The following is a 15876-nucleotide window of genomic DNA, read 5'->3' as shown; positions in this document are numbered from 1 at the left end:
ATTAAAACTAGCGACAAACAAAACGCTTACCTAATATCGGTGGTAGACAAAGTATGGACATGACGTGGTCGTTTCCGCGTAGGTCCATAAAAATTCACAAAAAAACAAAAAGAACACAATAAGACCTTAACACCAACAAAAACAAAGACTTACAAAGCGTAAGTTATTTTATTAAAAACTTTTTAGTCAGGACAAAGCATGGACAGGTGTGAAAAAAAAATAATTTCGAAATAGGAAAGAAAGAAGCCCCTATTTAGCGTTTTAAAATAAATTAAATTCTTGAAAATTTAATTTTGGAAGCAACTAAACAGGTTAAAATAGGGTACTAAATTGCTAAAATAGTGTACTATAGTATATATACATAATACTTACCTTTATTCTAAAATCCCCAAAGATTTATTTATCAACTTAATTACAATAAAATGAGAACACTACTACTTAAAACCTACTCTCGTGCAACAAGCGAGATTCCAACTTGTTATTCTTTAATTTTTTATCAGCTAAAAATCTTTTCACCTCAACGCATTTGCTAAAAGTTGTGTTTTACTAAGAAAATTTAAGCGTATCTAATACCGCTTACTGTGCTGTACATATTAAATTTCAAGATATGGACACCGTACACGTGGAGCGTATTGTTGCCTTAGCAATTCATGACTAGAAGTAATTTAAAGGTATACCCTACTCTAACATTTAGTGGGTGCACTCGTACTTTTTATCATTTTCACAACGCTACAAGCATACCCGCTATTTTTCAGTAAAACAAGCTTTTATTTCTGCATAAAAAGATAATGAGCCTTATCGCTATATACATCAATTTTTAATTGAATTGTATAGGCATTAGAACGTTTCTCTTACCCATTCGTAAAGAATGGTAATTTGGGAACAGGATAGGTATGTCTATCGGTCAAATATTAAAAATTCAAAGCCTCAAACTTTTTTTAATTGCTATAAGCCACTCATTACATTCAATTAATTAATAATTAAAACGTAACACCTATGAAATCAATTACACCTTACCTACTTATGGCATTTATGTTTTTAAGTGTCCATTTAAAAGCACAAACGCTAGATGGAGAACTCAAAAGATGGCACAAAGTATCTTTAACTTTTAATGGTCCAAATACCACCGAAACTGCCACTCCCAATCCGTTTTCTGATTATAGGTTAGAAGTCGTCTTTACACATACTGCTAGTAACAAATCTTATACCGTTCCAGGGTATTTTGCAGCTTGTGGCGATGCAGAAAATACAGGATGTGATTCTGGAAACAAATGGAGGGTACATTTTGCTCCAGACCATACGGGCGCATGGACTTGGAAAGCCACCTTTAAATCTGGAGCTAATGTTGCCATTAATGGCGGCGGTTCTAGTGGCGGATTTATGGATGGAACTACCGGAACCTTTGCTATTACGGAATCTAATAAATCTGGTAGAGATTTTAGAAGTAAAGACCTTGGAAGGTTAACCTATGTTGGAGCGCATTATTTAAAGCATATAGGAAGTGATCCTGAGAATCCAAACGGACCTTGGTTTTTAAAAGTTGGAGCAGATTCTCCTGAAAATCGCTTTCATTATGTAGACTTTGATGGTACTCCAGGAAATACGGCCGGAGGAAACAAAAGCAAAACTTGGGAAGCACATACACAAGACTATGTGGCTACCGATGCCAGTGCCTACACTTGGAATGGCGGAAAAGGAAAAGGAATGCTAGGGTCTATTAATTACCTTTCTGGTCAAGGTGCCAACGTAATGTCATTCTTAACTTGGGCCGCTGGTGGTGATGACGGCGCAGTGTTTCCGCATATTCTAAAAGGTACTTCTCAAGATTATTCCAATACGGCAAAAGCAGGCCAATGGGATAAATTACATAAAGACCGTTTTGATGTTTCTAAGCTAGCGCAGTGGGAAAAAGTAATGGAGTATGCCGATAAAAAAGGAATGTACTTGCATTTTAAAACCATGGAAACAGAGAATTGTGAAAAAATGGATGGGCATACTTTTGGGAGAGAAAGAAAATTGTACTACCGAGAGTTAATTGCAAGATTCGGACATCACCTAGCATTAAACTGGAACCTGTCTGAAGAATCTACGATCAAAGATGATGTCGTAAAATCTACCGTAAACTACATTCAAAATCTAGATCCTTACCAACATCATGTAGTGCTACATACATATCCAGGGCAACAAGATCAAAGATATAATCCGTTATTAGGGAGTAAATCTAATCTGACTGGTGCCTCCGTACAAACAAGTCAGAACAATGTACATAACGATGTGCGTAGATGGGTAGAAAACTCTAAAAATGCCGGTAGAAAATGGGTGGTTGCAAATGATGAGCAAGGTAGCGCATCAGAAGGGATCATGGTTTCTGATAAACAAGTTAGAGAAAAAGTACTTTGGGCAACTTTACTGGCTGGTGGTGCTGGTGTAGAATATTACAGTGGTTATACTGCTGATGATGGAGATCTTAATGGTCAAGATCACAGAAAAAGAGGTGTAAAGTATAAAGAAGGTAGTTATGCGCTTGCATTTTTTGCTGCTAATTTACTTCCTACCCTTACCGATATGGTTTCATCAGATGGTGTTACTACGGACAGTAATGATTATGTGTTTGCCGCGGAAGGTAAAATTTATGCTATTTACAGACCTAATGGAGGTAGTACGGGTTTAAGCTTACCTGCAGGTAATGCTAAATATGATGTACAATGGTTTAACCCAAGAGCAGGAGGTAGCCTTACCGCTAAAAGTACATTAGGAACTAATTTGGTAGCGCCAGATAGCAATGACTGGGTGGCCTTAATTACAAGTAAAGATAGTGATGGTAATGCGGGTGGTTGTAATGCTACTCTTGCAACAAGCTTATCTCATGATGCCTATTTACAAAATACGACCAAATATAACACTAACGAATTAAGAGTAGAAAGCGGAAAAAGAATATCCTACCTGCAATTTACAGTACCGGCAACTACTGAAAATGTGACGAGTGCTAAATTAGCGTTAACCGTTTCTAGTGATGGTGGTAATGGTTTAATCGAAATTTATAAAGGAAGTACAAATACTTGGACCGAAGGAAATTTATCTGCGACCAATAAACCAGGGGAACAAACTAAATTAGGTTCTCTAAATACCACCTATAGTGTAGGCAGCACTTACAACTGGGTATTATCTGGCATTACTCCTGGAGAAACCATTTCGCTTATCGTAAAACAAATAGATGGTAATGATGTCTCTTTTTCATCTAAAGAAGGTTCTTCTGCTCCAAAACTGGTTTTGGAATTAGCATGTGCTGATACAGGTAATACCATTGATACGTCTATTGCCATTCCTGGAGTTTTAGAAGCGGAAGCTTTTGCAACGCAATCTGGTATTGAATTAGAAAATACAACCGATACAGATGGAGGTAAAAACATTGGCTACATCCAAAATGGAGATGCTACCACTTACCTACTTAATATAGCTGAAACAGGAATGTATCAAGTGGAAGCTAGAGTAGCGACGAATACTTCTGGAGGAACAATTTCATTAGTTTCTGAAAGCACAGCTTTAGGACAACTAGCGGTTGCAAATACTGGAGGATGGCAGACCTGGAAAACAGTAACAACTACGGTAAACTTAACGGCAGGAGAACAAACCCTAACCCTAAATTTCACCGGAGGCACTGGGTTTCTATTCAATGTAAATAAATTAAATTTTGTAAAGCAAGATACTGCAGCAAGTATGCTAGTAGCTCCAGCTACAAGCGCTAAAACAACACTTGTAGCCTACCCTAATCCTGCAAAAAACTATATTACCCTTTCTGGTATTATCAACGGGAACCAGCTTATCGTATATGATTTTTCTGGGAATATAGTACTGCAAAAAACGGCACTGAGCACAGAAGAAACTTTGGATGTTTCTAGTCTAAGGAAAGGAACCTACATAATTTCTATTGAAGGCACACAGAGCTTACAATTTATCAAACAATAAAAGTTAAGAGCGATTTAGGGTAGCACATTCTAGATCGCTCTTTATTATTTAAACATGCTTATTTTAAATAACCCCATGAGCTAGAGCACAATCTTATTTAAAAAATGAACACTATTTAAACATTAGAAAAATGAAAAATTATGTATTTAAAAAACATGCCTATACGATGAGTAGTCTATGGTGCATCCTCTTTATGGGGTTTCAACTAAATGCCCAATTAAAAGTGGGTGATCCCGGGGTAACTTTCGACTCCGGAAAATATGATAGCCGCTACCCACAAATGAAAAAATGGCAAACAGCGGGTGTTAGAGGCGGAATTCCTTTTGTCAAAGATCTCAGAGTGGTAAAAACGCTGACCAGTGGAGCCAATAGTGATGCTATTAATAAAGCTATCGTTGATGCGTCTAAAGAAAGTGGACTAGTAGCTGTCTTATTAAAAAAAGGAACCTACACTATTGATAAGCGAATTGTGATGAAATCAAATGTCTCTTTAATTGGAGAGGATAGAAATAAAGTCAAGTGCATCGTAAAAATGACGGATGGTGATGCTTTCAGCTTCTATAAAGTGAGTAAAAGTGGGATCTACACCTTAACCATTGAAGGCAGTTGGGGAACACCAAAATACGACTGGAATTATGGACTGGATGCCAATGATGAATTACCAAATAACGATAACATCTCTGTTAAAATAAGCACTTCAGAAGATTGTTGGTTAGATAAAGTGACGATCTTGAATTGCGCCAAAGATCCTATACGAGTACCTGCAAACCATGTAACCTTAAGAGATTTAAAAGTAGAAGGAGCGCATAAAAAAGCTGGAGGAGCGCAGGGATACTTTTTTATTCAAGGAGCTTATAACTTAGTTACTGGTTGTGAAATTACGCATATAAGACATATTTCTCTTCAAGGGGGTAATGTAGAATACAATGTGGTGTATGACAATGATTTTAAACAAGAAGTAAGTTTTCATAGTGGAGACAAAGGCAATAATTTAATAGAAAACAATAGAATAACCTTGCCTTCTGACATGCCTAACTCAAAAGCAGATACGCCTAATGCTGCCTATAACAATAGTAAAGAGCCTAATTATTATGCCATTATGGGCCCTTGGTCTACGCAACATCAAAACTCTAAATACCCTAATTTCATTTATAGAAATACTTGTTTAGAAAAAAACCATAACAATGCAACACCTTGGTCAGACCCTGCCTTATTATACAAAGGTCCTAAAGAGGTGAAACCAGCTAATCCTGCCACAAACTTTCCTGCTTTGGCAGCAAGTTTAAGCCCAAAAGGAGGTACTTTATATCCTATAAAATTAGGAGAAGCTACCGGAGGAAGTACAACGTGCACGGAGGCGTTAAACGTATCACCCACTGAAGATGCCTACCTTCAAGGAACTACACGTTATAATAGCAATCAGCTTCGAGTAGAAAACGGAAAACGATTGGTTTTCCTGAAATTTAAAATCCCTAGTAATTTTAAAGCTAACGATGCTGCAACCCTAAACCTAACCGTGTCTTCCGATAACGGAAACGGTCGTATAGATATTTTTAAAGGAAAATCTACGAATTGGACAGAAGAGAACTTATCTAGCAGTAACAGACCGGTTCAAGGTGCTTTATTAGGAACTAAAACAGGCACCTATAATGTAGGGGCAAGCTACCAATGGAACCTATCGGGTATTACTGCAGGAGAAACCGTTACAATAATCGTTAGACAAGTTAGTGGTAATGATGTTTCTTTTTGGTCTAAAGAAGGTAGCAAGGCTCCTAAACTTACTTTATCCTGTAGTGCGCTCAATAGTACTGCCGCAAAAAGTATCAGCGAAGTTTCAATTGAACCATCCGTATTATTATTTCCTAATCCTGCACAAAACTATATAACCCTTACAGGTATTGCTCATGGTGATATGATTATCGTATATGATTTTTCTGGAAATCGTGTGCTGCAAGAAGTAGCACAACATACCGAAGAAACTATAGATATCTCTAGTCTGAAAAAAGGAAAATATATTATTTCTATCGCAGGAAAAAACAATCAACAATTTATAAAAGAATAATTTAAAATTAGGCCTAAGACAACAATGCTTAGGCCTCGTTTTTATATAAAAACTACTATGAACTCAACAAAACAACGTATAAGCACCTATATACTAGGCCTATTTTTAGTACTCTGCAGCACTACCCTAGTCGCTCAAAAAAACTATTACGTTAGTGCCTCGGGTACTGATTCAAATAATGGGACATCAGCAGCATCCCCATGGAAAACCATAAACAAAGTAAACAGCATGAAGAATGCTCTAGCTCCAGGAGACATTATTCATTTTAATAGCGGGGACGTCTTTTACGGAAGTCTAGATTTAAAAGGTAAAAAAGGTTCTTCTAGTAATGCCATCGTATTAAAATCTTATGGATCTGGAACTAAACCCGTGCTAAGAGCGGCAAAGAAAATTACGGGATGGACACGTCATAGTGGTGCTATCTGGAAAGTAAATCTACCTAAAATTGATAATGGGAGAATTCCCTCTTTATTTTTAGAGAATGTAGCACAGCAAATAGGTAGAGAACCTAATAGTGATGCGCCTAATGGTGGCTATAGAACTATCAAGGACCATGCAGGTAATAACACCTCTGTTTCTGAAACTTCCAGTTTACCCTATGCTTCCAATAGTTTTAGAGGTGGTGAAATTACTATAAGAACTACAGATGATAACGTAAAAGTAGAAACGATAACGTCTCACTCTGGTACCACGGTAAACTTTAGCTTATCTGACCCCAACGGTAATTTTGAAAACAATATAGAAAACAATTTTGGATACTTTTTCCAAAACCATGTAAACACTTTAGATAAAAATGGAGAATGGGCTCATGACATTACGGCTGGTCTATTATACTTGTATAGCACTAATGACCCTAATAGTTTGAGTGTAGAAATTCCTGAAGGAGAAGAGACTTTGGCTTTAAACAATAGTAGCTATATTAAAATTCAAGATTTAAAAATAGAAGGCGGTTTAAAACAAACATTAGCGGTAAGCGGTGCAGCCAATTTAACAATAAACAATTGTGATTTTAAAAACGGAAACAACTATTTATCCTTAGGTTTTACACTTACCAATATAACAGCCACAAACAATACATTTGAAGAAAGTAATAACAGTGCCATTCGTTGGGAAGCCATAAACGGACTCACCTTTACCAACAATAAAATTGTAAACATCGGTATGCGTTCTGGTATGGGAGACCGCAGTTTTATAGGCTATACAGGCGTAAGGTTTATCAGTAAATCTGGATCTTCGCAGAACATCATAGAAAAAAATTCACTTAAAGATATTGGATACCATGCCTTAAATTTTTCGGGTGGTAATTTTAAAGTACGCTATAATGACATTAGTAATTATTGCTATACCAAAGATGATGGTGGCGGCATATACTCTGTTGGGAATAAAGAGGCTACAAATAGCGTATATAAAAATATGGTACATGATTCTCCAGGAGCTATCAGAGGTATCCCTACCGGTAGAGGCGTAAAAACTGCTGGTATATATATTGATAACGATTCACAAAATCAATCTATTTATGAAAATACAGTATACAACGTAGTTGGTTGGGGTATTATGGCTAATTTATCTAGTAAAAATAGCATTAAAGATAATACGGTGTATAACTGTGATTATGGTCTAGTATTATCTACCTATACAAATAGTTTTGGTGCTGGTGGTAGTGTTGCGAAGTCTACCAATAATACCGTGACCAATAATATTTTATTCTCTAAAAAACCTACGCAGTTTTCTGCTAGATATACCAATCAAATTACAGAAGCAAATTTTAATACGTTTCTAGGCGATATCAATAGCAATTATTACTGTCAGCCTTATACCGATGGAAAAGAAGTGAGTGTAACGGTGGCCAGACAGACCAATGATTACACCTTAGATCAGTTTAAAACTAAGTACCCAAATTATGAAAAAAAAGGCAAAAGAGCGCCTGTTAGTTTTAGTACTTCTACTAATCCTGATTCATTTATTAAATTTGTTGTCAATAATACAGGAGCAGATAAGGCCGTAAACTTAGGTACTATTGCGTATGTAGATGCTACACATAAGGCGTATTCTGGCAATGTTACCTTAGCGCCCTATTCTGCCATTATTTTATTAAAAGGAACAGCAGACACCACCACACCAATAAGCTCACAATTAATAGAAAACGGAGTATACACTTTAGAATCTATAAACTCTAATCAACGCTTGCTATCTAGAGCTTTAGAAAATTATGCCGCTAAAATGATTAACCCAGGTGATTATGACGATCAAAAATGGGTATTTAATCATTTAGGTGCTAATGTGTACACGATTAAAAACAAGAGCAACAATAGGTTCTTAGAAGTCCCTTATGCTAAATGTGAAAATAGCGTACAAGTAGCCACCTACACAAGTGCCGGACAGGCGCATCAACAATGGAAAGTTGTTGAAAACGGCGAAGGTATTTATGGGATACAACCAAACCATTGTCATGCACAAGGTTTAGACCGCAATAACGGGGCCTTGAACACCAATGTTATTACATATGCTTATGCTACAACAAATGGAAATCAAAAATGGAAGATTGTACCTGCCGCTGCCAACCTTACCGTAAGTACAATGGCGCTAAAAATATTTCCTAATCCAGCGCAAGAATATATAAAGATTGTGGGCGTAAGTTCAGGAGATGAATTAAAAATTAGAGATATGAGTGGTATCGTTTTAAAAGCCATACCCGTGACTTCTGATGAAGAACTTATTTCTTTAGATGGCCTAAAATCCGGAATGTATATAATTTCTGTAGCCGGTAAAGAAAGTCTACAGTTTTTTAAACAATAAGCAGAATACCTTTATAAAGCCTCCCAGATATAACCTCTGGGAGGCTTTTCTGTTTATAGCTAGTTCATACGAATGCTAAAAGTATAGTATCTTCCAACAAATCACATTTTTTTAATAATTGAATAACTGATCTGCACAAAATGAAAGTTTTAAAATACATAGGCTACACTATTTTAGGAATTGTTTTTTTATTTCTTAGTTTGATTTATTTATTAAAAATACAAAGAGAGACGGTAAAGAGTAGGCTAGATATTCAGGCTGCTAAAAATCTAGTAATCCCTATTAAAAAAACACATTCTCAAAGGGTATATTACGGTGGTCATGGTTTAGGTTGGGGAGGTGGAGATGTGAAAAACTTGATTGAGTTTAATTATCTTGATAAAGCTTATTCTCACGAAACACCCTTTATTCTTGTGCTATTTAGACTTTATAAAGAAGATTTTTATGTAGTGTATTATGATAGAGAAACGGACTTTAATAACATCACGTACCGATTTTACAAATCAAATAAAAAAAGAGAATTTGAGGAAATTAAAGCAACTACTTTTCCAAAACATCTAGCCATACAAAATAGATTTTGGTGTATTGAATGTTCTGACGGCAGTAAACCAGAAGAGCTAATAGGTCTGGAGCCTACAAATATGCTAGGTACAACAACCGCGCAATTATGGTATTTAATAGAAGGAAAGCCGAAAATGTATAATGAAAACCCAAAGCAATTTTTAAAAGAATACAAACGGAAATACATCACGAGTAGCGAATAAGTCAGAAAACATAATTCTACGAATATCCATCTTTCTTAGAAAGCATCCCCTTTTTAAAAGCAAAATGTAACCTTCAATGATAATCATCAGCTTTGCATACCTCGGTTCTAATTACCTTTGTATCTTGTAATCTAAATGGTTTTACGACTACATATTCTTTAAATACAAGCCTATGCTTTGGTGTCTGATACTTTTCAATTTTATAACGTTTCAAGGAGATTTAACACCTTCCCCAGATAAAACATTATGGTATGATATTATCTATAAAGAGAAAACTATTGGAAGTTTAAAAGCGACAAAAACTCACAAGGATGCCAAAACAACCTATCATACCTCAAGTACTATTGCGTTTAGACTCATAAAAGAATTTGCTGTAAACTATAATTATAGTGTAGATTTTGAGGCTAAACTTTTGAAAAAAGCAGTGGTAAATATTCATATAAATGATAAGTCGCACGCAAAAACACTTACGCAATGGCATGAGAACGAATATCTAATTACTAAAAATGGAAAGTCTGAAGTCCCTATAAAAACTACCATTGATTACACCTCCATCTTATTGTATTTTTTAGAACCCACACATATAAACAATTGTTACTCTGAGCAAGACGGTAGTTTTAATACCATAGTCTCTTTGGGCAATCATGTGTACAAAAAAATTAATGCGAATGGCAAAGAGAATGTCTATTATTACAAGAACGGTGTCTTAGAAAAAGCGGTTATTGACGGCGGTCTCATCGCTTTTGAAATGCTATTGCGGAAATAGACTTTCATAAAAATAATTAAGTCTTCCCTCCTACTTGTTGATGATTGATGATAATTTCAAAAATTAGGCTTTAAAACAGGCATCAAACGCTATAAAATTGCATCGAATCCCTCAGTGACAAAAATACTTCTAGATACTAATTTAAAGCCAAAAAAAGCTTGAAATTCACTCGAAGTGACAACCGTATTCAATTTAAAAACGCATTGTCAGTTCGAGTGATTTTTGTGTAGGGCAGCGAAACAAAAATAGTATCGAGAACCGATGATAAGCAAAAAAGTACAACAGCAATAATAAAATGTAAAATAAAATGTATCCTTTTTAAGGTTTATCAGTCTACTTACTGAACCTTAAAAATTAGAATACTATGAATACTTGTAAATGCACCAATTGTGAATGTGCCAAATGTAATTGTAAAAATTGCATGGAACGTAATTGCCCATGTACTATATGTGAATGTACTAAATGTACCTGTTGTTAATTTTATCAAAAGCTAGTTATTTAACTAGCTTTTATTTATTTTTCAAATATGGAAACTCAAAAAATATGGAACAAATTCAATGATGAGCTCTATTTTTTTATTTTAAAAAAAACAAAAAATAAAGATCGGACCAATGATATTTTCCAAAACACGTTCCTGAAAATTCATGAAAATGTATCCAAACTAAAGAAAGAAGAAAAAGCTAGGGCTTGGATTTTTCAAATAGCTAGAAACGAAATAGCCAATCACTATACGAAGGAAGCAATTTATGTGGAGAAAAATAGCGCGAATATAAGTGAGCCGTTGGAAGAATATCAATCGGTCTGTTGCTTTGATAACTTCATAAATGACCTTCCTGAGATTTACAGACAGGTAATAGAGTTGATTTATATCAAAGGACTAAAGCAAAAAGATATTGCCATACAATTAGATATAAGTCTTGAAAACGTAAAAGTAAGAATTAAAAGAGGCAAAGATATTTTAAAGAACAAATTCAACACATGTTGTAAATATGAGTTTGATAAAAATGGAAAGTTAATTGGGGAGTCTAATTGTGCTGCTTGTAAAGCGAGCTAGAAAAAGCCTCTAAACGAGCTACTGAAGCAGAAAACAACTAATTTCTTCTTTAAGCTATAAACTTTGAGTCGTCTAAAAGCTTAGCTGTTGCTTACGATGTTAGTCATATCTTAGCAACACAATGTAACAAAGTAAAATCTTTAATGTCTTTAACTAAAAAATATGAATAGGATTGCTATTATAATTTGCCTCCTGCTATTGTTGGGATGCCAGTCAGAACAGAAAAGTACCATCGAGCCATTTGAACAGTTAACGAAATCTGTTGACCAATATGCTGAGAATATACTAAGCCGTGGCAACATAAATTCCATGTCCGTTGCCATCTACCAGAACGGAAGTACCTATTACAACTATTATGGCGCGGTTGATTCCGATTCGAAAAATATACCAAATGATCAGACACTTTTTGAAATAGCTTCCATTTCAAAAGTATTTACGGGTTCCTTAATGGCAAAAGCCATACTCGATAAAAAATTAGCTTTAAGTACCGATATTAGAGAATTCTTGCCCAGAGCCTATCCTAATTTAGCATATGAAGGCACTCCTGTTACTATTAAAAACTTAGTTACCCATACCTTAGGATTTGAAACGCCTAAAAAATTGAAAAATGTATATTCCAAAATATTTTCGGGGGAATATGCAAAGAACCCTATTGCCTATACGATAGAAGACTTATTTGATGAGCTAGAAACAACAACATTAAGCCATGCACCAGGAACATTTTATGAGTATAACAATGTAGGTCCAGAAATTGCTGCTTATATTTTAGAACAGGTGTATAAGAAACCTTATCCTGAACTACTAAACGAATTTCTTAAAGAGATAGGTATGAAAAATACCTATCTACAGGACTATGACAACCACAAAGACCGTCTTATCCATGGCTACACGGAATCTGGTGCATTAGCAACAATAGACGAGAACCCTTTATTAGGAGGCGCATCGGGCATTATCACAACGCTACCAGATTTAATGAAATTCATGCAGTTTCAATTAGAAGCTAAGCAGCCCTTTATAAAAGAAGCTACCCGCACATTATTTGAAAATGAGGAAGAAAGTGTTGGCTATTTTTGGGATGTGGGGTATGCCGAAGAAGAAGGGTTTTATTATTTAAAATCAGGAACCTCCAATGGCGTACAAAGTATTCTATTAGTTTGTCCAGATACTAATTACGGACAAATATTGCTAATGAATACTACTTCTGAAGAAGCAGTAGACGATTGGATACGTCTGTACAATAAGATAGAATATGACCTCATTAAATACCCGAAAATCAATTTATGGTCACAAGTAGCGCCTTTGTTTCTTAAAGATTCAAAAGAAGCATCAAAACAATACTTAGAATTAAAGAAGGATACGGTTCACTATTTTGCCACAGCAAACTATCTGAACAAAGTCGGCTATGATTTTCTGTACCAAGAGCAAACCGACTTGGCTATAGACGTTTTTAAACTTGCGATTTCAACAGATCCTGAAAATGCAAATTTATACGATAGCCTAGGGGAAGCATATTACAAGGCTAAACAATATAAAAACGCAAAAGAGAGTTATGAAAATGTCCTAAAATTAGATTCCAATAACACCCATGCTGAAAAAAATATTAAAGAGATAAATTTAATCTTAGAACAATCTAATTAAAACTAGCTATTGCCTATCAGAAAGACTAGCGAACATTTGTACCCTAGCAACTCGCAGCACACAATCACTTAAATAAAAATCAAGAAACAAAGATATGTCTGACTACATTCTAAAATTTTGGCCCAAAGAAGATACAATTGCTGACAAAACAATTGAAATAGAAAAAGAATTGACCGAAGCTAAAATAATCGGAGAAAAGATTGACTTCTGGGGGAAACCTGCTTTTAAAGCTGGAAACTTGATCAACGAATTTCTAGAACCAAAACTAGAGCGAACAAATCCTTATTTTGACACTATTGCCATTACTATTGAAGCGAATAATTATGGTGTTATTGAAGGCGCTGAAGATTTTGAATATATAGACCGAAGAAATGTAATTTCAATTAAAGGAGGCGAAGGCGCTTTTAATAAATGGCATTTAATGTGTAAAAAACTGAACGCTATAACGGGAGATGAATATCAAGGAGGTTGGGAGTTGTTGTAATTTAAAGACCCTAAAACGATTACAATACACCTGATTATACTGGTATATAAAAATGAAATAGCGAAAGCATCGAAACCTCTTGCAATGCGCCTGTACATAATGACCAAGTAAGCATGAACGCTTTCAAAATATATAATCATTACCATATTGTAAAATGAAGAAAAACTGGAAGGACATAGAATGGATATTTAAAGCAGATGGTGCACTAAGAGCTATTTATATTCTAAATTCTTCAATAAGCGATTGGAAAAAAGTGATTGCTATTATTAATCAAAAATATCACGTGAATTTTAGGAATTCTGATGAAGGGAATTTTACTAAGAAAATTGATGATAGACTTATCATAGATTATCTAACAAATAGAAAAAAAACGGATGAAACGAAACTAGCCTCTATATTAATTGGGGAAATTCGCTTGAATTGTCACTTTTTTCAAGATGATGAAATTGAGTTTGATATTAACCCCAAAGAAATAAATTCAATAAAGGATTTTGAATTAATTGAAAGTTTTATGTATGATATAAGTGAGACACTAGGCAAAGAAGTAATTCTAAAATATGATGACCTCGATGCGGAGATTCCTTTAATAAAAATTCATGTAAACAAAGGAATAGATGAAGTCTTATCAAAACACGAAATAGAAGAGTATTGGAAAAATAAAGATTAGACTATTATCCGCAGAACTGTTCAATAAGAAAACATAAAAATACCTTTTACAAATGGTAATTAGAATTCAATACTTTACGCAAACAAAATGAGACAACATAAAGTAAAGGAAGAAGTACAAGAACTGGATTTATCAGAATTCGAGATTACTTCATTGAAAAAACATTTGAAGAAAGCTAAATGGAAAATGATGCTAATACCAACAGCTTTATTAGCTATCTATGCTTTTATGTTTGCCTTACCTGACAAAAAAGGAATTAGTTTATACAACACTTACGGTTTACATAATATGCTATTTTGGCTATTTTTAATTACTGGTATTATTGCTTTAATATTATTTATAAATTTGAAGATTCTTGAGCTAAAAAAAGATATAAAAGAGAAAAAGAAACTAATACAATATGGTATTGTTAGCCGAGTAGGAAATTATAAAGGTGAAAATTATATAAAACTTGAGTCAGGAAAACCAAATAGATTAACATCTAGAACACATGAGTTTTACCACTTAAATAAGGGTACTAAAATTCACTATGAAGTATTTAAAAATGCAAAAATATTAATTAGAATTATCAAATAAATTTTTCATTAACTTGACAGAACTGAAAGAAACTGAATAAAATATAAGCTCACAAAACAGTAACCGTCGCACGAGCTAGTTTTTATGTAAAATAATGACTTTTATAATCAGCATTTAAGACGGGTTGCAAATCCTAAATAAAAAATGAAAGTGAAAGAATGTTAGAACTGATTATCAAGTAAACTAGCAAAATCATCTTTCTAGTTCATCCAAATCTTTTTCATTCAACTTCTCGTTATCTTTAACTGTAGTTTCAACACCATCGGTATCGGCTAGAGGTACACAATATGATCCTCCCTCAAAATTATCTTGTTCAAAAAATCCCTCATCACATTTTCCTTGTTTAAGATCACCATCACAACTCAAAAAAGTAGTTGCGAGTATGGTGCTTATTAAAATTTTTCTTATCATAACTAGTAACTATTCCACAGTTAAAATAATAAAAAACTAGACACCATATAATAGGGCGTTACTTTTAAGTTTCAAAGTTATTCCAATTCTGTGATTTTTAGAAAGGTTCTAAATAGTAATAAGAAATTTTAGACGTCCCGTACTTTTAAAAGATGCTGCTTAGTAATCTAGAGTTAGATAAATTTTCAAGTAAATAGCTAATGATTTTGCTGATTCAATGCTTACCATGTAACCCATAGTTATATAGCGAAGGATACGAGGCTCATGGTAATATACTTGAATAATATATAGAAGTAGGTCTTAGTTCTTCAAAATTATATAGAAGATATAATGTACTGTAGGCTTCCCTAAAAATGTAGACTTCCCCTTCTTAGGACACCTCTAATTTCGATAAATAATTATTATTTGGGTCAGATTTGATGAAGAATTTAAATTCTTCATCAAATCTGGGCATGAATTCTTTAGGTGATATATTACCTAAAGATTTATGCGGGTGATTAAAATTATAGTCTTCTCTCCAGTTGTCGCTTATTTTTTGAAGTTGATAAATGTCATTGAAATAATAGGCATCTAATATATCCTCCCTAAAGAAACGGTTAAATCGTTCTATATATCCATTTTGCATTGGCTTTCCCGGTTGTGTATATTTAATTTCTATAAAGTTCTTTTTACACCAGTTCATAAAAGTCTTA

The 15876-nt window shown here is 34.3% G+C and carries 12 protein-coding genes; 10 read left to right on the top strand and 2 right to left on the bottom strand.

All coding sequences use genetic code 11. The features are described 5' to 3' along the window. Positions 1-996 precede the first annotated feature (996 nt). From BLQ19_RS19605 to BLQ19_RS19560, 10 genes are all read left to right on the top strand, one after another. The gene (locus tag BLQ19_RS19605; RefSeq protein ID WP_074539467.1) at positions 997-3966 is read left to right on the top strand and encodes a carbohydrate-binding protein; all 2970 of its coding nucleotides are present in this window, start codon (positions 997-999) and stop codon (positions 3964-3966) included. A gap of 130 nt (positions 3967-4096) precedes the next feature. After that, positions 4097-6028: a T9SS type A sorting domain-containing protein gene (locus BLQ19_RS19600; protein ID WP_074539466.1), complete on the top strand. Its 1932-nt coding sequence runs from the start codon at positions 4097-4099 to the stop codon at positions 6026-6028. 57 nt (positions 6029-6085) lie between these two features. Next, positions 6086-8824, top strand: coding sequence for an RICIN domain-containing protein (locus BLQ19_RS19595; protein ID WP_175444451.1), 2739 nt, complete (start codon positions 6086-6088; stop codon positions 8822-8824). 140 nt (positions 8825-8964) lie between these two features. Continuing rightward, positions 8965-9588, top strand: a complete 624-nt coding sequence (locus tag BLQ19_RS19590) for a hypothetical protein (protein WP_074539464.1) — start codon at positions 8965-8967, stop codon at positions 9586-9588. Positions 9589-9760: 172 nt separating this feature from the next. Beyond that, positions 9761-10354, top strand: coding sequence for a DUF6134 family protein (locus tag BLQ19_RS19585; RefSeq protein WP_074539463.1), 594 nt, complete (start codon positions 9761-9763; stop codon positions 10352-10354). 526 nt (positions 10355-10880) lie between these two features. Further along, positions 10881-11408 carry a sigma-70 family RNA polymerase sigma factor gene (locus BLQ19_RS19580; RefSeq protein ID WP_024480383.1) on the top strand — a complete coding sequence of 176 codons (528 nt, stop codon included), beginning with the start codon at positions 10881-10883 and terminating at the stop codon, positions 11406-11408. Positions 11409-11570: 162 nt separating this feature from the next. Beyond that, positions 11571-13046, top strand: coding sequence for a serine hydrolase (locus BLQ19_RS19575; RefSeq protein WP_029664960.1), 1476 nt, complete (start codon positions 11571-11573; stop codon positions 13044-13046). A 94-nt stretch (positions 13047-13140) separates the two neighbouring features. After that, positions 13141-13530, top strand: a complete 390-nt coding sequence (locus BLQ19_RS19570; RefSeq protein ID WP_024480381.1) for a hypothetical protein — start codon at positions 13141-13143, stop codon at positions 13528-13530. 154 nt (positions 13531-13684) lie between these two features. Continuing rightward, on the top strand, positions 13685-14197 hold the full coding sequence (locus BLQ19_RS19565; RefSeq protein WP_025614826.1) for a hypothetical protein: 513 nt from the start codon (positions 13685-13687) through the stop codon (positions 14195-14197). Between the two features lie 87 nt (positions 14198-14284). Further along, a complete protein-coding gene (locus BLQ19_RS19560; protein WP_074539462.1) occupies positions 14285-14773 on the top strand; it encodes a hypothetical protein in 489 nt (162 codons plus the stop codon). Between the two features lie 192 nt (positions 14774-14965). On the opposite strand, the gene BLQ19_RS19555 is transcribed toward BLQ19_RS19560, so the two are convergent. Beyond that, a complete protein-coding gene (locus tag BLQ19_RS19555) occupies positions 14966-15184 on the bottom strand; it encodes a hypothetical protein (RefSeq protein WP_024480378.1) in 219 nt (72 codons plus the stop codon). A 370-nt stretch (positions 15185-15554) separates the two neighbouring features. Then, positions 15555-15876: integrase core domain-containing protein (locus BLQ19_RS19550; RefSeq protein ID WP_217637590.1), on the bottom strand; the 322-nt coding region annotated here is incomplete at its 5' end.

Origin of the sequence: Cellulophaga baltica (assembly GCF_900102165.1) — a bacterium.
Classification (GTDB): domain Bacteria; phylum Bacteroidota; class Bacteroidia; order Flavobacteriales; family Flavobacteriaceae; genus Cellulophaga; species Cellulophaga baltica.
Note: the sequence above shows the minus strand (reverse complement) of the source record. Positions and strands in the feature narration are given on the sequence as shown.

Excerpts from the sequence above, each read along its gene's own strand:
- BLQ19_RS19605 (WP_074539467.1), top strand. The coding sequence starts at position 997 with ATGAAATCAATTACACCTTACCTACTTATGGCATTTATGTTTTTAAGT.
- BLQ19_RS19600 (WP_074539466.1), top strand. The coding sequence starts at position 4,097 with ATGAAAAATTATGTATTTAAAAAACATGCCTATACGATGAGTAGTCTA.
- BLQ19_RS19595 (WP_175444451.1), top strand. The coding sequence starts at position 6,086 with ATGAACTCAACAAAACAACGTATAAGCACCTATATACTAGGCCTATTT.
- BLQ19_RS19590 (WP_074539464.1), top strand. The coding sequence starts at position 8,965 with ATGAAAGTTTTAAAATACATAGGCTACACTATTTTAGGAATTGTTTTT.
- BLQ19_RS19585 (WP_074539463.1), top strand. The coding sequence starts at position 9,761 with ATGCTTTGGTGTCTGATACTTTTCAATTTTATAACGTTTCAAGGAGAT.
- BLQ19_RS19580 (WP_024480383.1), top strand. The coding sequence starts at position 10,881 with ATGGAAACTCAAAAAATATGGAACAAATTCAATGATGAGCTCTATTTT.
- BLQ19_RS19575 (WP_029664960.1), top strand. The coding sequence starts at position 11,571 with ATGAATAGGATTGCTATTATAATTTGCCTCCTGCTATTGTTGGGATGC.
- BLQ19_RS19570 (WP_024480381.1), top strand. The coding sequence starts at position 13,141 with ATGTCTGACTACATTCTAAAATTTTGGCCCAAAGAAGATACAATTGCT.
- BLQ19_RS19565 (WP_025614826.1), top strand. The coding sequence starts at position 13,685 with ATGAAGAAAAACTGGAAGGACATAGAATGGATATTTAAAGCAGATGGT.
- BLQ19_RS19560 (WP_074539462.1), top strand. The coding sequence starts at position 14,285 with ATGAGACAACATAAAGTAAAGGAAGAAGTACAAGAACTGGATTTATCA.
- BLQ19_RS19555 (WP_024480378.1), bottom strand. The coding sequence starts at position 15,184 with ATGATAAGAAAAATTTTAATAAGCACCATACTCGCAACTACTTTTTTG.